General features: G+C 61.7%; 14 protein-coding genes. 6 read left to right on the plus strand and 8 right to left on the minus strand.

Annotation, left to right across the window (positions count from 1 at the left end; genetic code table 11):
- Window position 1 precedes the first annotated feature (1 nt).
- A complete protein-coding gene (locus PspS04_RS04830) occupies window positions 2-313 on the plus strand; it encodes an NGG1p interacting factor NIF3 (RefSeq protein WP_159993937.1) in 312 nt (103 codons plus the stop codon).
- A 109-nt stretch (window positions 314-422) separates the two neighbouring features.
- Here the strand turns inward: PspS04_RS04830 and PspS04_RS04835 are convergent, their stop codons facing one another.
- The 8 genes from PspS04_RS04835 to PspS04_RS04870 all read right to left on the minus strand — a co-directional run bounded on the left by PspS04_RS04835 (window position 423) and on the right by PspS04_RS04870 (window position 14920).
- On the minus strand, window positions 423-6173 hold the full coding sequence (locus PspS04_RS04835; RefSeq protein WP_159993939.1) for a membrane-targeted effector domain-containing toxin: 5751 nt from the start codon (window positions 6171-6173) through the stop codon (window positions 423-425).
- Between the two features lie 81 nt (window positions 6174-6254).
- The gene (nagE, locus tag PspS04_RS04840; protein WP_159993941.1) at window positions 6255-7970 is read right to left on the minus strand and encodes an N-acetylglucosamine-specific PTS transporter subunit IIBC; all 1716 of its coding nucleotides are present in this window, start codon (window positions 7968-7970) and stop codon (window positions 6255-6257) included.
- A gap of 27 nt (window positions 7971-7997) precedes the next feature.
- The gene (gene ptsP / locus PspS04_RS04845; protein ID WP_159993943.1) at window positions 7998-10511 is read right to left on the minus strand and encodes a phosphoenolpyruvate--protein phosphotransferase; all 2514 of its coding nucleotides are present in this window, start codon (window positions 10509-10511) and stop codon (window positions 7998-8000) included.
- A gap of 24 nt (window positions 10512-10535) precedes the next feature.
- Entirely contained in the window at window positions 10536-11558 is a 1023-nt protein-coding gene (locus tag PspS04_RS04850) for an SIS domain-containing protein (protein ID WP_159993945.1), read from the minus strand.
- Window positions 11539-12645, minus strand: a complete 1107-nt coding sequence (gene nagA / locus PspS04_RS04855) for an N-acetylglucosamine-6-phosphate deacetylase (protein WP_159993947.1) — start codon at window positions 12643-12645, stop codon at window positions 11539-11541. The genes PspS04_RS04850 and nagA overlap by 20 nt, the downstream gene beginning before the upstream one ends.
- 32 nt (window positions 12646-12677) lie before the next feature.
- Entirely contained in the window at window positions 12678-13409 is a 732-nt protein-coding gene (locus PspS04_RS04860; RefSeq protein WP_159993949.1) for a GntR family transcriptional regulator, read from the minus strand.
- Window positions 13410-13824: 415 nt separating this feature from the next.
- On the minus strand, window positions 13825-14328 hold the full coding sequence (locus PspS04_RS04865) for a L,D-transpeptidase family protein (protein WP_095171174.1): 504 nt from the start codon (window positions 14326-14328) through the stop codon (window positions 13825-13827).
- 40 nt (window positions 14329-14368) lie between these two features.
- Window positions 14369-14920: an NUDIX hydrolase gene (locus PspS04_RS04870; RefSeq protein WP_159993951.1), complete on the minus strand. Its 552-nt coding sequence runs from the start codon at window positions 14918-14920 to the stop codon at window positions 14369-14371.
- A 148-nt stretch (window positions 14921-15068) separates the two neighbouring features.
- Here PspS04_RS04870 and PspS04_RS04875 point away from each other — a divergent pair, with 148 nt between their 5' ends.
- From PspS04_RS04875 to purT, 5 genes are all read left to right on the plus strand, one after another.
- The gene (locus PspS04_RS04875; protein WP_095171171.1) at window positions 15069-15668 is read left to right on the plus strand and encodes a CoA pyrophosphatase; all 600 of its coding nucleotides are present in this window, start codon (window positions 15069-15071) and stop codon (window positions 15666-15668) included.
- Window positions 15669-15717: 49 nt separating this feature from the next.
- Window positions 15718-16242 carry a gamma carbonic anhydrase family protein gene (locus PspS04_RS04880; protein ID WP_159993953.1) on the plus strand — a complete coding sequence of 175 codons (525 nt, stop codon included), beginning with the start codon at window positions 15718-15720 and terminating at the stop codon, window positions 16240-16242.
- The gene (locus tag PspS04_RS04885) at window positions 16239-16454 is read left to right on the plus strand and encodes a DUF1289 domain-containing protein (RefSeq protein WP_159993955.1); all 216 of its coding nucleotides are present in this window, start codon (window positions 16239-16241) and stop codon (window positions 16452-16454) included. The genes PspS04_RS04880 and PspS04_RS04885 overlap by 4 nt, the downstream gene beginning before the upstream one ends.
- 1023 nt (window positions 16455-17477) lie before the next feature.
- Complete coding sequence (locus tag PspS04_RS04890) at window positions 17478-17945, plus strand: VUT family protein (protein WP_095166637.1); 468 nt, start codon at window positions 17478-17480, stop codon at window positions 17943-17945.
- 101 nt (window positions 17946-18046) lie between these two features.
- Window positions 18047-19228: a formate-dependent phosphoribosylglycinamide formyltransferase gene (purT, locus tag PspS04_RS04895; RefSeq protein ID WP_159993957.1), complete on the plus strand. Its 1182-nt coding sequence runs from the start codon at window positions 18047-18049 to the stop codon at window positions 19226-19228.
- Window positions 19229-19266 lie beyond the last annotated feature (38 nt).

Below are 19266 nucleotides of genomic sequence, written 5' to 3' on the forward strand. Positions count from 1 at the left end.
GGTGTACAAGCTCAGCTTCTTTGTGCCCGACAGCCATGTAGAGACGGTGAAAACCGCCGTCTTTGCAGCCGGTGGCGGGCGCATCGGCCTCTACGACAGTTGTGCCTGGCAGGTGTTGGGCCAGGGCCAGTTCCGGGCGATGGACGGCAGTCAGCCGTTTATCGGCCAGGTCGGTCAGGTCGAAGTGGTCGAGGAATGGAAGGTTGAGCTGGTGGTGGCCGATGAGCTGATCGTCGCGGTAGTGGCTGCGTTGAAGCTCAACCATCCCTATGAGACACCGGCTTATGAGGTGTGGCAGCTAGCGGATTTCTGATGCGCACCCTGCCCGAACAAAAGACCCGCTGTGCCGATCTGGCCAGCGGGTTTTTTTGTACATGCCTTTTAAACGTGTCGATCAGGTGACGGGTTGCAGCAGGCTGGGCTTACGGTGCGGGCCTCAGGTGTACATCCGCTTTAAGCATTTCGATCAAGGTGAACTGGTGCAGGAAGCGTTGATCGCGCTTGCCCCAACGATCAATAAAAAACAGACCTTTGTCGTCCACCTGGATCGGGGTGGAGATAATTTCCCCGGTACTGGAGCGGTGCACCAGGTTGGTTTCAAGGCGGGAGGGGCGCTCGATCAGGAAGTACCCGGCCTCGCTCAATTTCGAACGGTCGACGGGGGTAAAGGGGGCTGGTATTTTCATGCCCGCCACCCCTTCATCCAGGTCGAAGTCGCACCGTAGCGCGGGCCAGCCAGGTTTAGTGGTGATGGTCTCCCAGGCACTGTGGTGAATCCTTTTGCTCAGCGTGGGCGCGGCGTCCCTGATATTCAAACTGACTGTGCCCAGTGTTTCCGCCAACCCAGGCACCCCCATGTAACGATTGGCGTGGCTATTGCCGACGAAGGCAATCCATTTGTGTGGCCCACGTGCAGCCTGGTCGGCCTGAATGACCTGGGTGGCGAAGTAGTTGAACATGCTGGCGCGGGTTTCATCGCCGTCGGAGATGCCCTTGAGGTTATAGCTGGCGGCGCAGTCCAGGGCCTTGATGCGAATCTTGTACTTGGCGGCGGCCTGGTAGACCTCCGAGTAGGTATTGGGTCCCGTGTAGAACGGCATGTGGCCGGCATCCTGGCTTTTCAGGAAGGCCTTGAGCTGGCCGGTCAGGTGCTGAGACTCAAAGAACGCATCCAACTGTGCCTGGTGCAGATCCGTCCACAGGTGTTCCACGTAGAGGGTCTCGAATTTCAGCTCACTGAGCTTTTTCATCTGGGTTCGTAGGAACGCCTTGCACGATTGCTGGCCGTGAGCCTCACCCAGTATCAGCCCTGGATAGGGGCCATCGACGATTTGTTTGAGGAACGATTCGGGCGTGGTGGCCGCCGTTATCTCGGGAAGTGTTGGCTTTGCGGGCGCCACGTACTCGGTGAAATAGCGCTCGGCTTCACTCTTCAAGCGCTTTCGCAGTGCGACAAACATGTCGAATGCTTTGCCGCTTTCTTGTCCCTGTGGGCGGTAACGAGAGTCCAGGCCATATCGGTTCTGGGACTGGTGATCAATCTCGTCCCTCATCGCGCCGGGAATATCAAAATTATCGAAATGTTGAGCGCCGGGGGCAGCAACAGCCTGGAGGGGGGCAGGGGCTTTATAGGGGGTTTGCAGGCTCATGCGATAGTCGCCTTTGGCTAGCGCGTCACCGGTTATCGAGCCAGGGGTGTCCACCCAGATGCCCACCGGTTGATCCAACCCGACATCGTCGATGCGCAGGGCGACGGCGTTTTGCAGGTCGGCCAGGCCAGGTGTTTCATTGAAGGTCCTCAAGCGCGACTGATCCACCAGCGCGATCCAACGCTCATCCGGGGCATCGGCCACATCGGCCTGGATGACTTTATGGGAGTAGAAGTTTCTCAGGCTGTTGTCCCGTGGTGTGGTGGAGGGCGAGGTACCCAGCATCGTCATGGAGTCATCCAGTTGATAGGAGGTGGTCGCGTCCAGGGCCTTGATCTGGATTTTCTTCTCTTGGGCCGTGCGCACGAGGGCGACATAAGAGAAGTCCGCGTCCTCGGCGAAGCCGAAGGCTGTGTCGATGGTCTGCAGATGCTTCTTGATGTTCAGCCAGGACTTGCCTTTGTTGAGCTTTTCAAGCTTCGGCCTGAAGACATCCCCCGGCAGGTATTCCAGGTACAAGCGCTTGAAGCCTTTCGCGACCAACGCGTCCATCTGTTCGATCAACACCTGTTTGCTGGCGATGGAGCCTGGCACTGCACCGATAATCAGATTTTTGTTGCCGGCAAAGGCGTCGCTGTCGATCAGCTGCGCCAATGAAGTACTGGCCTCAACGGGCGGGACGGCAGCAGGTGGGGGGAGCGGATCGAGGAAGGTGAAAAAATTCCGCGCGTCCGTGGTCAGGCGTTCGACTTGTTGCACGTAAATACCGTGCAGCGATTTCATACTGTCTGCGGCAGAGCCCAATATGGAGCCGGGGGGCATATCATACTCGGTGTTCAAGCGGAGCAAAGTGCTCCGTACCTGTGGGTCCAGGACAGGCACAAGGTCACGCCATTTTTTCTCGGGCATCTCATAGACACTAAGCGGCTTGGGCGTTTCAGGCAGTGCTTCGTACTCCGGAGCCCCACCGGAAACCCCTGTACGTTTCCAGACGCCTTCGGCGTTCGGTGCGGCCACACGCGTGGTCGAGACCAATTTCCCGCTGGCAGGGTCGAGGCGATACAGCAAGTAGCGGCCAATGACATCCGGCGTGTTGGGGGCCCAAAGGTGTTGCCCCTCGAAGATCACCGATTGCATGCCCACTGGCGTCGGCTGCGCAGGCTCCAGCGCTTTGATCAACTTCATTGCCCGTACCGGCTCTGCCTTGGCAGCGGGCAGGCGTGCCAGTTTGCCGAGGGGTTTGAGTGAGCGTAATGCCGGACGCAGGTCTGTCAGTACGGCTCCGGCACTGTTGAGCAAGTAGCCCGCGAAGTGCTCAAGGGCTGCGGCGGTATCGCCCTGATGGTAGGCGTGCAGCGCGAGCATGGCGTCTTTGAAGGCCAGCAGCAGGCCGGTACTCAAGCTCAGGAGCGGGAATGGTGCGGTGGCAATGGCCACGCCCCATTCCACGCAGGTCCAGAGAATACCGGTAATCATCTGTGTGCGATTGACGGTGGTGGCGTACACATCATCGATCTTGCGTTGCAGCTTCATGTTGTACAGCGCCTGGCGCAGGTCGGATATCGGCGGCACTGTGCGCGTTGAGTCGTAACGCGCCGGGCTGGTACTGCTGCTGTCCAGGTCTTCGGGCAGCCCTTGGCGGGCCTCTTCCAGAAACTGGCGGACCCGCACTTGAGAGGACACGCCGACCCGATTTGTGAAGTAGGCAATCATGCCGGGCGTTTTCTTGAGCAGGTAATTGAACTGCCTGGCCTCGCGAAAACTGACCCCGTCGGGTGCCTGCGGCGTGTAAAGCAGCACGGGGTTTGTGCCGTGGCTGAACAGGTAGTTATCGATGACCCAGTCACCGTCCACCAGCAAGCGATGGATGGCGTAGGTCCCTCGGGTTGCCTGCGAAGTGTCGGCCATGCTGGAGATGCTTTGCTCAAGCCATTGCAGGTCGACGTTGGCGATGTCCCCCTTGAGCCTGGACTCCAGGGCGGCGCTGAGCAGTTGTTGCTGGATGATGGCCAGTACTGCATCACGTCGGAAGGCATAGGCGGAGTCGTCCGGCTTCAACAGCTCGCTCCTGACCTTGTCGATGTAGCGCTCGCCAATCCAGGCACCGGTTACCGAGCGTGCGACCTTTTCGGCTGTCAGGGCGCGCAGATCGATACCTTCTGGCCCTTTGAAGGTTGCCGAACGGGAAAACTTTTCATCGAGAAAACCCACGCCGTCGGCATAGCCATCACGATAGAGCCGGGTGTACGTCATGGGCGGGGAATCGGGAGTGCCGACCAGCGATGCTGGCGAGTAAACCCAGACCGTGTCCGGGTCCACATCGTTTCGAGGGCGACCGAGCATTTCGTTCAATCGCCGTTTGGCGTTTTCATGCAAAAAGGCGTTGAAGTCGGGGAATTGGGTTTCAGACAAGGGATGTGCGCTGTAGGCATCCAGGGCGCCCTCGGCATTTTCAGCCCGTGTCGCGAGTATTCTTCTGCTCTCGTGGGTGGTCGAGCGATACCAGCCCGGTGTGCTGAACGCGTAGTCGTCTATACGCGTGACCAGTACATGACGCGCCATCGATTTGAGGCATTCGGCGTGGGTACCGGTGTTGATGAAGGCGACCTCTTTGTACTCCTGGGCGTGAAACTTGAAGGTCAGCCCGCTCAGTACGTTTTTCATGCTGTTGCGAAAGCGCAAGGGCAGGCGGGTGATCAAGTAGTCGGTCAGGCTGCCGGGAGGGGGATTGAGGCCATTGCCCAGCGTCCAGCCGAGGATGTGCTGCTGGCACGCCAGCTCCGTGTCGAAGGCATGAAACTGCTGCTCACGCGGTGCTTCGGGTGTGCACAGCAGGATACGGTCGACTGTGCCGCTGGCATTTGTGCGGCGCAGCACCCAGAGATCCAGAAGTTGCGCATCGTGCAGCGCAAGCGAGCTGGCGCCGAGAGTGTCGGCGTTGAGTCGAGGGTCGGTGCCTTGGCGCAGGTGCTGGATCAACTGGAAGTCGTCTTCGCTTATGTGGCCTTGCAGGACGGCGGTGTAGGCCAGCGCGTTAATGCGTCGGTCGAGCATCTGTTCGATGGCGGTACTGACTTCGGCTCGGGCATGCAGTGCCCGTTGCACATTGGCAAAGTCGATGCGCGGTTGCAGACTGGTCATCTGCTGCGCGAGCCAGGTGGGTGTCACGTCCTGGTAGGCCTCGGGCAATGGCGCGTCGTTGTAGGTGAGGGTGGTTTGGGTCCGGAAGGGGGAACCCCTGCTTTCGTCACCGCTATGCAGGCCGCGCAGGGCCAGTTCGATCAGGTTCCGCTGGTGATCGTAGTGGCCGACGTTAGCCACGAAACGACGGGTGCTGAGCTGTAAGTGCTCCGGTTCCAGGTCATGGATATCCAGCTCGTCGCTCAGGCGCTCAAGCCATTGATGGCGAGCCAGGCTCTGGGGGGTTGTGGCGGGAGCCAGCAGGTTCAGCAGGGTCTGTCGGGCCTGGTTATAGCCATTGAGATGTTCCGCCAGCGTGGCCCGGGCGGCTTCGCTGGCGCTGCGATACCAGTCGGGTGCGCTGTAGCGCAAGCAGCGCTCAAGCAGGGTCTGCGCTCGGAGCTCCAGGCGGGCCGTGAGGTCGGGCATGGCGGCGGTGATGGCCTGGTCCAGGGCATTGATCACGTGCGCCGGGTCTTGGGCCGGGTTATCCACAAGGCTCAAGGCGTGGTCGATATCCTGGGTACGCCTGTCGATCAGCGCGCCGTCGGTGTGCTCGAACAACGGTTTGTCGACGATGGGCGACAATTGCAGTGGCCAGATACCGGCGGCGCTCAGTGCGTGATAGCGCACCGGCAGCAACGCTTTGAATTCACGCTGGCCGCTGGGGTGATCCAGGCTCTGCAACAGGTGGTTGTCGAGCAGGGCCAGGGAGTCAAAGGATTCGATGCCGCGTGCCGGGGTGAACAGTAGAACCTGGCCCACGTCTTGCGCCGTGCTCAAGTCGCTTGCCTGCGGGCTGTTTTTTTCCGTGACGACAAAGGCGCCAGCCAACTCAACGCTGTTTTCCTGATAACTGAACTGCAAGGCATACAGGCCCGGGCGCAGGGTCGGGAACAGCGGTGCCCGCTCCACTATGGCGGCTTCCTGCGGGTGGAGCAGACGGTCTTGAACGCCGAGCCTGGCTTCGTGCTCCAGCGCGGTGAACCCGGCATCGTAGGTCATGAAGGACTTGCGTGGCTTAGCGTCAATCTGGTGGCGCAGATCGAGTTCCAGCAGATGGTCATTGAGCGTGGACTTGAGGGTGGTGAGCAGTTGCTGCCCTTCCTCGCTGTGCAGGTTGCTGTCTTTCAATGGCTGATAGTGGGCACGGGCCTTGTCGAGATATTGCTGGCGGCTCGTCTGGATCAGGCCGTTCAAGCGATTGAGGTAGCGTTGTTCGGCCGACGGTTGGCTTTCGGGGATCCAGGGAGTTTCAACCTGAAACAGGTACTGGCCGATCTGGTTGAGATAGCCTTTGATTTCGTCAAATGACGTGGAGGTACGGGGGCTGGCAGTATTCATGGGCACGCTCTCCATGCTGATAAGTGAAGTCATCAGCATGCAGGGCGGTGCCTGTAGGCAGGCGGTAAATAGATATCGGGATCAGGCCTTGGCGCGTTCGGTGTTGTGCTTGATCAGTGACTCGAGCGCCTCGCTCAGGCCCGAGGCCCTGTCCCCCAAAAGCAAGTGCCAGACACCATCGCCACCATCATCGAGCAGGCTGGCGCCCTGGCATCCCAGCGCCTTGAGCGCGGTTTGCGAGAGCGCCTTGTTGTCCGCCAGTTGCAGACGAATACGGGTCATGGCCACGCAGTCCAGTTGCCGCACATTGTCATGGCCGCCCAGCGCATCGAGCCATTGTTGAGCCTGAGGCGTTGCGACAGGGGGCGCCTGAGGCGGCATGGCTGTGCCTGGCAACGGTGCCTTGCCCGACATTGGCATGGCCAAGCGGATTTCGTCGGCGATGCTGTCGGCCATCGGCCCGACCACTACCTGCAAGCTGCCACCGTTGCCTGGCCGAACCACAGCCATCGCACCCAGCGCTTTCAGATCGGCGTCCACGGCCTTGTTGCGATCCACCATGTCCAGGCGCAGACGCGTGGTGCAGGCTCCGACACTCAGCAGGTTGGCGGCGCCGCCCAAGGCCCGGATGTAGGCGCCGGCACGCTGATGGTCGCTCATGACTTCGGCCGGTGCGACTTGAGTGTCTTCGCGCCCCGGCGTCTTCAGGTTGAAGCGCCGGATGCAGTAGCTGAACACGCTGTAGTAGACCACGGCGTAGGCCAGGCCCACGGGCATCACCAACCAGCCATTGGTGGATTTTCCCCAGCCCAGGACCATGTCGATAAAACCACCGGAGAACGTAAAACCCAGATGGATGTTCAGCAAGTTGGTAATGGCCATCGACAAACCGGTCAGTAGCGCATGCAGCAAATACAGGAAGGGCGCGAGGAACATGAAGGCGAATTCGATCGGTTCGGTCACGCCGGTGAGGAACGAGGTCAGGGCCATCGACAAGAAGATCCCGCCCATGATCTTGCGCCGCTCCGGCAGGGCATTACGGTACATCGCCAGGCAGGCGGCGGGTAAGCCGAACAGCATCACCGGGAACATGCCGGTCATGAACTGGCCGCCTTTCGGATCACCGGCAAAGTAGCGGGTCAGGTCGCCCGTCACCACGGCACCGGTCATCGGGTCGGTGAAACTGCCGAACACGAACCAGGCCATGTTGTTGAGGATGTGGTGCAAGCCGGTGACGATCAGCAAGCGATTGAACACGCCGAAGATAAATGCACCGAAGCTGCCGCTTTCCAGCAGTAACACGCCGAAGCTGTTGATGCCGTGCTGGATCGGTGGCCAGATCAGCCCGAAGATCACCCCCAGGCCAACGGCCGAGAACCCGGTGGCAATCGGCACAAACCGTCGTCCGCCAAAAAACGCCAGGTACTCCGGCAGTTTGATGTCCTTGAAACGGTTATACAGCGCGCCGGCCATCAGGCCGCTGACGATCCCGGCGAGCATGCCCATGTTGATGGTCGAGTCCAGCACCTTGAGTGTGGAGATCATCACCAGGTAGCCAATCGCCCCTGCAAGCCCCGCCGTACCGTTGTTGTCTCGGGCAAACCCCACGGCAATGCCGATGGCAAAGATCAGCGCCAGGTTGGCGAAGATCGCTTGCCCGGCGTCGTGCATCACCGCGATGTTCAGCAGGTCGGTGTCGCCCAGGCGCAGCAACAGGCCGGCGATGGGCAGGATCGCGATCGGCAGCATCAGTGCGCGGCCCAGGCGTTGCAGGCCTTCGATAAAGTGTTGGTACATGGCGAGTCTCCATTTTTCTTGTTGTTGTCAGCTCAGCGGCCAGTGGTGTTGACAGGCTTGGCGAACGGCCTTGGCGCTGCCCAGGTTGAGCAGGCCCTGGCTCAGTTGCCGGCATTGCGCCGCGTCCAGGTGACGGACGCGGTCCTTGATTTCAGCGATTTGCGGCGGGCTGACGGACAGCTCGCTCACGCCCAGGCCGACCAGTACCGGGGTGGCCGTTGGGTCGGACGCCAATGCGCCGCACACGCCGACCCAACGGCCATGTTTTGCCGCACCGGCGCAGGTCTGGGCGATCAGCCGCAACAGCGCCGGGTGCAGGGCATCGACCCGTGCGGCAAGGCCGGCGTGGTCGCGGTCCATGGCCAGGGTGTACTGGGACAGGTCATTGGTGCCGATGGACAGGAAGTCGGCATGTTCGGCCAACTGCTCGGCCATCAACGCGGCGGCGGGCACTTCGATCATCACCCCCAGCTCCGGGCGCTGGGTCAGCGCCAGTTCGGCGCACAGCTCATCCAGGCGTTGGCGGATGTGCAGTAACTCGTCGACTTCGCTGACCATCGGCAGCAGGATCCGGCAGCGTGCCAACGGGCTGACTTGCAGCAGGGCGCGCAGTTGCTGGTCCAGCAGTTCCGGACGCACCTGGGCCAGGCGAATGCCCCGCAGGCCGAGTACCGGGTTGGCTTCCGCCGGCAGCGGCAGGTAGTCCAGTTGCTTGTCGCCACCGACGTCGATGGTGCGGATGATCACTGGCTTGTCGCCCATGGCATCCAGCACGGCTTGATAGGCCAAGCGTTGCTCTTGTTCATCAGGCGCGGTGCGACGATCAACGAAGAGGAATTCGGTACGCAATAGGCCAATGCCGTCAGCGCCGTTTTCAAAGGCGACTTGCGCCTCGCGGCTGGAAGCGACATTGGCCGCTACTTCAATGCCAACGCCATCGCGGGTCTGCGCCGGCGCTTGTGCCTGGGTTTGTTGCTGTTGGCGTCGCAGCTTTTGCGCATCGCGGATCTGGTGGACTTCGGCGTGGCGTGCTTCGTTGGGAGTCAGCTCCAGGCGACCGTTGGCGGCGTCCAGCACCACCCGCTGGCCTTGAGGCACCTCCAGCACCTCGCCGCCCAGCGCAACCACACACGGCAAGCCTTTGCCCCGGGCGAGAATCGCCACATGGGAGGTTGCGCCACCTTCGGCCATGCAGATGCCAGCGGCGTTTTGTTCGCTCAATTGCAGCAGGTCCGAGGGGGTTAATTCATGGGCGACGACGATCGCGCCGGCCGGCAACTCGAAATGCCAGGCCTCGCCCAGCAGCGCGCGCAATACCCGCTGCTGCAAGTCCCGCAGATCGTTGGCGCGCTCGGCAAACAACGGTTTGCCCAACCCCAGCAACACCGCGCATTGGGCCTGGATCGCATCACGCCAAGCGTGGGTGGCGGCGCTGCCCTGTTCGATGTCACGGGTGGCGCTTTCGAGCAAGGTCGGGTCTTCCAGCAGCGCCAGGTGGGCGGCAAAGATTTCTTCTTCCTCCAGCTCCTTGCGCTGACGAGCGTGGTCCAGGGTGTGGCGAATTTCGCCGCGAACCTGCTCCAGGGCACCATCCAGTTGTTGCAGTTGCTCGTCAGCCGAGTGATTGCGCGGGTCCGCTGGCAACTCAATCCCGTTCAACCGGAACAATGGCCCGCAGACCAGCCCGGGGGCGGCGCAGACACCTTGCAACACTCCGGCTTCGGCGGGCGCGCGACGCGGGGGAACGGCTACCGGGGCGGGGGCGTCCTCGTGGCTAACCACCGATAGTGCGGCGAGCAAGGCTTGCAGCGCCGCCTCGCAATCCTTGCCGCGACAGGTGACTTGCACCTCATCCTGTTCGCCAATCCCCAGGCCCATCAGGCCGATCAGGCTGTCGCAGGCCGCCGACTTGCCGGCAACGTGCAACTCGATCCGGCTGCTGAAGCCCTGTGCGGTCTTGCGAATCAGAGCGGCGGGGCGCGCATGCAGGCCGCCGCGGTGGGTCACGCGGACACTGGCGCTGGCTTCGCGATGGGCATCTTCGACGGGTGCCGGCGGAAGGGTTAATACCTGGCGCGCCACGATGCGCAGCAGCGGCTCTCCCAGGGTGACCGAGTGCTGCGCCAGCGGTTGCAGTTCGAACTGATCGCTGTTGGTGAGAATGATCAGGCTGACCAGGCTTTTGCATTGGCGGGCGATGCGGTCCAGGTCAAAGCGCACCAACGCTTGGCCGTTGTTGACCCGTGCGCCCTCTTTGACCAGCAGGGCAAAGCCTTCGCCCTTCAACTCGACCGTATCGATGCCCACGTGCAGCAGGATTTCAGCACCGTTGTCGGCCCGCAGAGTCAGTGCATGCCCGGTGCGGGCCACCTGAATGATCACGCCATCGCAGGGCGCATGCAGGCAATCGCTGAGTGGGTCGATGGCAATCCCGTCGCCCATGGCGCCGCTGGCGAACACCGGGTCCGGGACCTTGGCCAGCGTGAGCACCGGACCGCTGAGCGGGGCACTGAGGGTCAGTTCTTTATTGTTGTTGTGCATGGCTCGCTACTCGACTCAGGCGTGTTAGTGGGTGCGGGTCACTTTGCTCAAGTGACGTGGCTGGTCAGGGTCCATGCCACGGGCTTGCGCGAGGCCGGCGGCCATCACGTAGAAACTCTGGATCGCCAGGATCGGGTCCAGCGCCGGGTGTTCGGCGCGGCTCAGCGTCAGGTCGCGTTCGCCGATGTCATCGGGGGCGGCCAGCAACACATGGGCACCACGCTGGCGCATCTCGGCGGCCAGGCTCAACAGGCCAGCCTGTTCGGCACCCCGGGGGGCGAACACCAGCAGCGGATAGTGGTCGTCGATCAGGGCCATGGGGCCGTGCTTCACTTCGGCACTGCTGAAGGCTTCGGCCTGGATCGCCGAGGTTTCCTTGAGTTTCAGGGCGGCTTCCTGGGCGATGGCAAAGCCGGCGCCACGGCCGATCACCATCAGCCGCTGGCAATCGCGCAGGACATCGACGGCCAGGCTCCAGTCCTGGGTTGCGGCTTCGCGCAGCCCCTGGGGTAGGGCGAGGCCGGCTTCCAGCAACTCGGCGTCCTGCTTCCAGTGGGCAATCAAGCGTGCACTGGCAGTGAGGGTGGCGATGAAGCTTTTGGTCGCGGCCACGCTGCTTTCAGTGCCGGCACACAGAGGCAGGCTGAACTCGCACGCGGCCTCCAGTGGCGAGTTCTCGGCGTTGACCATGGCAATGCTCAAGGCGCCGCGCTTGCGCAACAGGCGCAGGCTGTTGACCAGGTCAGGACTCTGCCCGGACTGCGAGAAAGCGAATACCGCCTGGCCGCTGACCTTCAGCGGCGCCTGCTGCAGGGTGACCACCGACATCGGCAACGATGCCACCGGTACGCCTACATGCTGCATGGCCAGATAGGCGAAGTAGCTTGCGGCATGATCGGAACTGCCACGGGCGACGGTCATCGCCACTTGCGGTGGCTGACGGTTCAGGCGCCCGGCGATCTCGATCATCTGTGGATCGAGTTGCTGCAACTGGCGTTCGACAGCCTTGTACGAGGACAGGGCCTCTTCAAGCATTTTTGAAGTCAATGTCTTCTCCTTCGACCATCACGGCGGTCAGTGTGAGTGAGCGATCCAGGCGTACGCAGTCGGCCCAGGCGCCGGGTTGCAGGCGGCCGCGCTCAGGGAGGCCGAGGTAGTCGGCGGGAAATTGCGAAAGGCGTTGCGAGGCCTCGCACAGTGGCAGGCCGATCTTCACCAGGTTGCGCAGGGCCTGATCCATGGTCAGGGTGCTGCCGGCCAGGGTGCCGTCGGGCAAGCGCACGCCACCCAGGCATTTGGTCACGGTGTGGCTGCCCAGCTTGTACTCGCCATCCGGCATGCCGGCGGCGGCGCTGGAGTCGGTGACGCAATACAGGCACGGGATCGAGCGCAGGGCCACGCGGATCGCCCCGGGATGCACATGAAGCAGGTCCGGAATCAATTCGGCGTATTGGGCGTGGGCCAGTGCCGCGCCGACGATCCCCGGTTCGCGGTGATGCAACGGGCTCATGGCGTTGTAGAGGTGGGTGAAGCTGGTGGCACCGGCTTCAAGTGCCGCGACGCCTTCCTCGTAACTGCCCAGGGTGTGGCCGATCTGCATGCGTACGCCACGGTCGCTCAAGGCACGGATCAGTTTGTCGTGACCGGCGATTTCCGGGGCAATGGTGATCACCCGGATTGGCGCCAGTGCCAGATAGGCCTCGACCTCGGCCAGCAACGCGGTGTGAGCGAAGTTCGGTTGGGCGCCCAGTTTTCCGGGGTTGATGTACGGCCCTTCGAGGTGCACGCCCAGGACCCGGGCACAGCCTTCCAGACGCTGTTCGCAGAATTCACCGACCTGCCCCAGAACGCGAGTGATCTCTTCGGTCGGCGCGGTCATGGTCGTGGCCAGCAGCGACGTGGTGCCAAAGCGAACATGGGTGCGGGTAATGGTTTCGAAGGCGGGCGTACCTTCCATGAGGTCCCGGCCCCCACCGCCATGTACGTGCAGGTCGATAAAGCCCGGCAGCAGGTATGGCAAGTCGTTGTCCGCCGGGTCGCAGGGCTGGCCTTCGATGCGCACGATCCGGCCGTGCTCATGGATCAGCCGGCCGCGAATCCAGCCTTGGGCGGTGAGGATGTTGTCTTCGGACATAGGGCAGCTCTCAGGCGCTGACGGCGCGTTTTTTAGCGACGCAGTTCGGCTACAAAGTCGTAGTAGTCGTTGCGGCAATAGGTGTCGGTGACTTCGATCGGGGTGTTGTCTTCCAGGTAGCCGACCCGGGTCATCAGCAGCATGGCGGTGCCAGGTGCGATGCCCACCAGGGCGGCGAACTCGTCCGAGGCATTGATCGCCTGAATGTGTTGCAGGGCGCGCACCACCGGCTTGCCGATACTGTCGAGGTATTGATACAGCGAATCGCCGATGGCTTGCGGCTGGGCAATGATCGAGGCGGGCAGGGTGCTCATCTCGATGGCCATCACGGTGTCGTCGGCTTTGCGCAAGCGCTTGAGGCGCGCCACTTTGTCGTAGGGCGACAGGGCGAGGCGGATCAGTTCTTCGTGGGTCGGCTGGGTGATTTCCCGCTCCAGCCATTGCGAGCTGGGCACGAACCCCTTGAGGCGGAGCATTTCGCTGAAGCCGGACAGCCGCGACAGCGGTTGTTCCAGGCGTGGCGTGATGAAGGTGCCTGAGCCTTGGCTGCGCCGGATCAGGCCTTGTTCGAACAGCACTTCCAGGGCTTTGCGGGCGGTCACGCGGGAGATGTTCAGTGTCTCACTGAGGTTGCGCTCCGACGGCAGCGCCTGTTCGGCTTTCCATAGGCCGGCATGAATCGCGGCTTCCAGGTTGCGTGCCAGTTGCAGGTACAGCGGGGTGGGCTGGGTGTCGTCAGGGCGCAGGGTCAGGATGTGATTCATGTGCGGTTTCCGATGCGGATATTGGAGTGTTGTCGCCCGGTGATGGCGAAAAACTAATACCACTTAAATACCATGTCAACGCTGGTGGTTCGCTCCGGACGAGCCAAGGCTCGCTCCGCTGGAGGGCGTGGTGGCGTTGGGTTTGAAGTGGTATTAGAGGTGCCGCTGACAACGGATCAGATCAGGGTCTGCACCGGTGTTTTTAGAAAGGAGGTGGTATTGCAGGTGGGCTGTTGGTTCGGACTGAATTTTTTTTGAATTATTTTTGATAAATGATGACGGGGGAGATCGTTTCCACGCTCCTGCGTGGGGGAATGCAGTCCGCGACGCTCTGCGCCACATCAACAGCCGAACGCGGAGCGTCCGTAGAGGCATTCCCACGCGGAGCATGGGAATGATCAGGGGGAAGAGGGGGTTACGGGCGGATTTCGATCATCGTGCCGTCCGGCACCAGGCCCCAGACTTCGCGCATGTCGACGTTACGCATGGCGACGCAGCCGTCGGTCCAGTCCAGGGTGTGGAACAGGTCTTCGGGGTTTTCTTCGGTGTCCGGGGTGCCGTGAATCATGATCATGCCGCCTGGGGCCACGCCCTCGCGGCGTGAGCGCGCAGCGTCGCTGATATTCGGGTAGGAGATGTGCATGGCCAGGTTGAAGCGCTCGCTGACTTTGCGCCAGTCCAGCCAGTACAGGCCTTCGGGGGTGCGTCGGTCGCCTTCCATGAGCTTTTGGCCCTTGGGGTTGCGGCCCAATGAGATGCGGTAGGTCTTGATGGGCTTACCGTCATTGATCAGTTGCAACTGACGGGCGGATTTGAGCACCAGGACTTTTTCGACGATTTTGCCGTCCAGGGTTTCCACGCTGGAAGCCTGGGAAACGACAGCGAACGACAGGCAGAGGAACGCGAGCAACCAGCGCATTAAAACGATATCCCTGAGAGTACGGCGTACTTTTTGTTGTTTAAGTGATCGCAGGCTGAGCAAGCGGAGGAATGGACTCGCTGCGCACCGGGTAATCCCCTCGCAAGCGGTCAGCGAAGTAGCATTCTAGGGTACGGCCCACCGTGCGGAAAGCCAGCTCTGACCAAGGGATGTCCGCTTCCTCGAAAAGCTGCACTTCCAGGCTTTCCTGGCCTGCGGAAAAGTCCAGGTCGACCAGTTCGGCGCGGAAGAATACGTGGACCTGGCTGATGTGCGGTACATCGATCAGCGTGTAGATGTTCAGGTTGCGCACCCTTGCGCAGGCTTCCTCGGCAGTTTCGCGCACGGCCGCCTGTTCGACGGTCTCGCCGTTCTCCATGAAACCGGCCGGCAGGGTCCAGTAACCCCGGCGTGGTTCGATGGCGCGACGGCACAGCAGTACCTGGGTGCCCCAGGTTGGCAGGCAGCCGGCGACGATGTTGGGGTTCTGGTAGTGAATGGTCTGACAGCTGTCGCAGACAAAACGCAGGCGCGAATCGCCTTCGGGGATACGTTGCGTTACTGGGTTGCCGCACTGGCTGCAGAATTTCATGCTGGGTCTTCCGAATAGGCCGCGCCTATCTTGGCGTGCCACAGTGTCTGTCGGCAAGTTGTCGTTTAGCGACATGCTGCAGCCCGGGGGTTGGGCGGCCTGTAGGTTTGGTGCATGATGCAAGGTAGCCAACAGATCGAGAGCACTCATGCTGGACGAGCTACTGCACCGGGTAAGCAATCACACGCCACGTACGCTGGAAACCGACCGACGTTTCCCTGAAGCCGCGGTGCTCGTGCCCATAACCCGCAGTGACGAACCGGAACTGGTTCTGACCCTGCGCGCCAGCGGGCTCTCGACCCATGGCGGTGAAGTGGCCTTCCCTGGCGGGCGGCGCGATCCCGAAGACCCGGACCTGGTGTTCACCGCCCTGCGTGAAGCCGAAGAGGAAATCGGCCTGCCGCCGGGGCTGGTGGAAGTGATCGGGCCCCTGAGTCCGCTGATCTCGCTGCACGGAATCAAGGTCACGCCATATGTGGCGGTGATTCCGGACTTCGTCGAGTACCGCGCCAACGATGCGGAGATTGCCGCAGTGTTCAGTGTGCCGCTGGAGTTCTTTCGCACGGACCCACGTGAACACACGCACCGCATTGATTATCAGGGGCGCAGTTGGTATGTGCCGAGTTACCGTTATGGCGAATACAAGATCTGGGGCCTGACCGCGATCATGATTGTCGAGTTGATCAATCTGCTCTATGACGCGAAGATCAGCCTGCATCAACCTCCCAAGAGCTTTATCAATACCTGACGCCATCCGGCATTTACCCGCGGCTGCCTGAGCCATGAGGATAACAACGATGAAATACCGCCTGGGCGACGCCCGTGTCGAGACCCACCCGCAGAGCTGGGTTGCACCGAACGCCGTGCTGATTGGCAAGGTCAAGTTGGAAGAGGGTGCCAGTGTCTGGTTCAACGCGGTCTTGCGCGGGGACAATGAGCTGATCCTGATCGGCAAGAACAGCAATGTGCAGGACGGTACCGTGATGCACACCGACATGGGCTACCCGCTGACCCTCGGTACCGGGGTTACCATCGGCCACAACGCCATGCTCCACGGCTGCACGGTGGGCGACAACAGCCTGATCGGGATTAACGCGGTGATCCTCAATGGGGCGAAGATCGGCAAGAACTGCATCATCGGCGCCAACTCGCTGATCGGCGAAAACAAGCAGATCCCTGATGGTTCTCTGGTCATGGGCTCGCCTGGCAAAGTGGTGCGCGAGCTGACCGAGTCGCAGATAAAGATGCTCCAAGCCTCTGCCGCACACTATGTGCATCGCTCCCAGCGGTACGCCGTGGACTTGGTCGAGCAGGAACCATGACTACCCCTGAAAGACCCGTGATGTCGCCCTGCGTGAATATTTGCGCGCTGGACGAGCAGGACATCTGCACCGGTTGCCAGCGTACTGTCGGCGAAATTACCCGCTGGAGCCGGATGGACAACGACGAGCGCCGCCAGGTGCTGGGGTTGTGCCATGAACGCGCCAAGGCCAGCGGGCTGCTGTGGATGCTGGGCAAAACCCCGGCGCCTTGAGCGACACTTTTCGGTAGGAGCAAGGCTTGCCCGCGATGGGCCTAGGCCTAGGTGTCTACGCAACTTTGTAGTGGCCTGTGGCGAGGGAGCTTGCTCGCGTGGCGGCTCCTGAGTCGACCGGGGTTTTGGATTAGACCGAGTACCTATCCATTCTTGCGGTAACGGCCTCCTATGGTTCCGCCTGACGGCGGCTCACTTTTGAACAGCGCAAAAGTAAGCAAAACGCTCTTACCCCACCACTCGGTGCCTCGCTTAGGCTCGGCATGCCCGTACTCCGACATTGATTTGGGGGGTCGCCGCAATGGGCCCTCCCTGGCCCAGTGCGGCTAAACCGGCGTCCTGCCGGTTTACCCCCCAAATCAATATCGAAGTACGGCCAGCGTGGTTAACGGGGCGCCCAGGATCAAAAACAAAGCGAGGCGGCCTGAAAGCCGACCTGATCGCTAGGGCATGCGCGGTGTAGCTTCTACTTCCTCAGACGCTGACGAAGTCAGCCATCTTTTGATCTGGCTCTGGCTCTGGCTCTGGCTCTGGCTCTGGCTCTGGCTCTGGCTCTGGCTTTTGATCCTGGGCACCCCGTTAACCACGCTGGCCGAACGCAGGCTTGAAGCCGTGGGCAACCCGGCAGGACGCCGGGTTAGCCGCCCCGCGCCATGGATGGCGCGTGGCGGCGGCCCACGGATTCAAGCCGGAGTGAGGGCACACCGAGCCCAAGCGAGGTGCCAAGTGGTGGGGTAAGAGCCTTTTGCTTACTTTTGGGCTGTTCAAAAGTGAGCCGCCGTCAGGCGGAACCATAGGAAGCCGTTACCGCAGAAATGGATATGTACTCGGCCCAATCCAACACCCCGGTCGGCCCACAGGCGCAACGTCGCACCACAGTCGTGTAGATACCTATGCCCATCGCGGGCAAACCTTGCTCCTACCGATAGCAGACAGCAGACAGCAGACAGCCGCATTGGGATTTGGCGGCTTCGCGCCGCTGCAGTACCCTATGCGCCAATCTGCCAGGTATCCCCGCGCCCCATGCTCTTCCTGATCGCCTACATCAGCAGCGTCGTGCTGATCAACTACGCCTTTTCCACTGCACCACACCTGGACATCATCTGGTCGGCCTGGGGTGGGCTGGTGTTCGTGCTGCGCGACATGGTGCAGATCCGCTTCGGCCATGGCGCGATCATTGCCATGCTGGCGGCGCTGGTGTTGTCGTACCTGACATCCGACCCTTCCATTGCCCTGGCCAGCGCCACTGCGTTTGCAGTGTCGGAGTGCATCGATTGGCTGGTGTTCAGCATCACCAAGCGGCCCTTGCACGACCGGCTGTGGATCAGTTCGGCGCTGAGCATTCCCCTGGATACCTTCATTTTCTTCGGCATGATCGACGCCCTGACTCCCGGCGTGCTGCTCACCGCCCTGGGCTCTAAGTTCGCCGGCGTGACGGCCGTGTGGCTGATCATGGCCTGGCGCCTGCGCAAACAGGCGATCGTCAGCTAAGGCCAAAGCCGCTGGTTCATGTAAAATGCCGCGCTTTCTCCCCATGGGAAGTGCGCGCTGCGCCATATCCCTCGATGATCCGCTCCTTTGAGGAACTTCAGATGACTCGTATCGGAACTCCATTGTCGCCAACCGCGACCCGCGTATTGCTGTGTGGCTGTGGTGAGTTGGGCAAGGAGGTGGTGATCGAGCTGCAACGCCTGGGCGTTGAAGTGATTGCCGTGGATCGTTACGCCGACGCGCCAGCGATGCAGGTGGCGCACCGCAGCCACGTGATCAACATGCTCGACGGTGCCGCGCTGCGGGCAGTGATCGAAGCCGAGAAGCCGCACTTCATCGTGCCGGAAATCGAAGCCATCGCCACCGCTACCCTGGTGGAGCTGGAGGCCGAAGGCTTCACCGTGATCCCTACCGCCCGTGCCGCGCAACTGACCATGAACCGCGAAGGCATCCGTCGCCTGGCCGCCGAAGAGCTCGACCTGCCAACTTCCCCGTACCACTTCGCCGATACCGTCGAAGACTATCGCAAGGCGGTCGAGGACCTGGGCTTCCCTTGTGTGGTCAAGCCGGTGATGAGTTCCTCGGGCAAGGGCCAGAGCCTGCTGCGCAACGCCGATGACGTGCAGAGCGCCTGGGACTACGCGCAGGAAGGCGGGCGTGCCGGTAAAGGCCGGGTGATCGTCGAGGGCTTCATCGACTTCGACTACGAAATCACCCTGCTGACCGTGCGCCACGTTGGCGGCACCACTTTCTGTGCCCCCGTCGGTCACCGTCAGGAGAAGGGCGATTACCAGGAGTCCTGGCAGCCACAAGCCATGAGCCCGATTGCCCTGGCAGAATCCGAGCGGGTAGCCAAGGCTGTGACCGAGGCCCTGGGTGGGCGTGGTCTGTTTGGCGTCGAGCTGTTCATCAAGGGTGATCAGGTGTGGTTCAGCGAAGTCTCGCCGCGTCCCCATGACACCGGCCTGGTGACTCTGATTTCCCAGGACCTGTCGCAGTTCGCGCTGCACGCCCGGGCAATTCTCGGCCTGCCGATCCCATTGATCCGTCAGTTCGGTCCTTCGGCTTCGGCGGTGATTCTGGTGGAAGGGCAGTCGACCCAGACTGCCTTTGCCAACCTGGGGGCTGCCTTGAGCGAGCCGGATACCGCGTTGCGCTTGTTCGGCAAGCCAGAGGTGAACGGTCAGCGTCGCATGGGTGTGGCGCTGGCGCGTGATGCGTCGATTGAATTGGCTCGGGCTAAAGCAACCCGCGCTTCTCAGGCTGTAGTGGTAGAGCTCTAAACTGCAGCGCGGCTATCGCGGGCAAGCCCGCTCCCACA

This window comes from Pseudomonas sp. S04, from assembly GCF_009834545.1.
Lineage (GTDB): Bacteria > Pseudomonadota > Gammaproteobacteria > Pseudomonadales > Pseudomonadaceae > Aquipseudomonas.

What these genes read in the sequence shown, in the direction of transcription:
- PspS04_RS04870 (WP_159993951.1), bottom strand. Translation starts at nt 14,920, where the DNA reads ATGAAATTCTGCAGCCAGTGCGGCAACCCAGTAACGCAACGTATCCCC.
- PspS04_RS04835 (WP_159993939.1), bottom strand. Translation starts at nt 6,173, where the DNA reads ATGAATACTGCCAGCCCCCGTACCTCCACGTCATTTGACGAAATCAAA.
- purT (WP_159993957.1), top strand. Translation starts at nt 18,047, where the DNA reads ATGACTCGTATCGGAACTCCATTGTCGCCAACCGCGACCCGCGTATTG.
- PspS04_RS04885 (WP_159993955.1), top strand. Translation starts at nt 16,239, where the DNA reads ATGACTACCCCTGAAAGACCCGTGATGTCGCCCTGCGTGAATATTTGC.
- PspS04_RS04860 (WP_159993949.1), bottom strand. Translation starts at nt 13,409, where the DNA reads ATGAATCACATCCTGACCCTGCGCCCTGACGACACCCAGCCCACCCCG.
- ptsP (WP_159993943.1), bottom strand. Translation starts at nt 10,511, where the DNA reads ATGCACAACAACAATAAAGAACTGACCCTCAGTGCCCCGCTCAGCGGT.
- nagA (WP_159993947.1), bottom strand. Translation starts at nt 12,645, where the DNA reads ATGTCCGAAGACAACATCCTCACCGCCCAAGGCTGGATTCGCGGCCGG.
- PspS04_RS04880 (WP_159993953.1), top strand. Translation starts at nt 15,718, where the DNA reads ATGAAATACCGCCTGGGCGACGCCCGTGTCGAGACCCACCCGCAGAGC.
- PspS04_RS04875 (WP_095171171.1), top strand. Translation starts at nt 15,069, where the DNA reads ATGCTGGACGAGCTACTGCACCGGGTAAGCAATCACACGCCACGTACG.
- nagE (WP_159993941.1), bottom strand. Translation starts at nt 7,970, where the DNA reads ATGTACCAACACTTTATCGAAGGCCTGCAACGCCTGGGCCGCGCACTG.
- PspS04_RS04865 (WP_095171174.1), bottom strand. Translation starts at nt 14,328, where the DNA reads ATGCGCTGGTTGCTCGCGTTCCTCTGCCTGTCGTTCGCTGTCGTTTCC.
- PspS04_RS04890 (WP_095166637.1), top strand. Translation starts at nt 17,478, where the DNA reads ATGCTCTTCCTGATCGCCTACATCAGCAGCGTCGTGCTGATCAACTAC.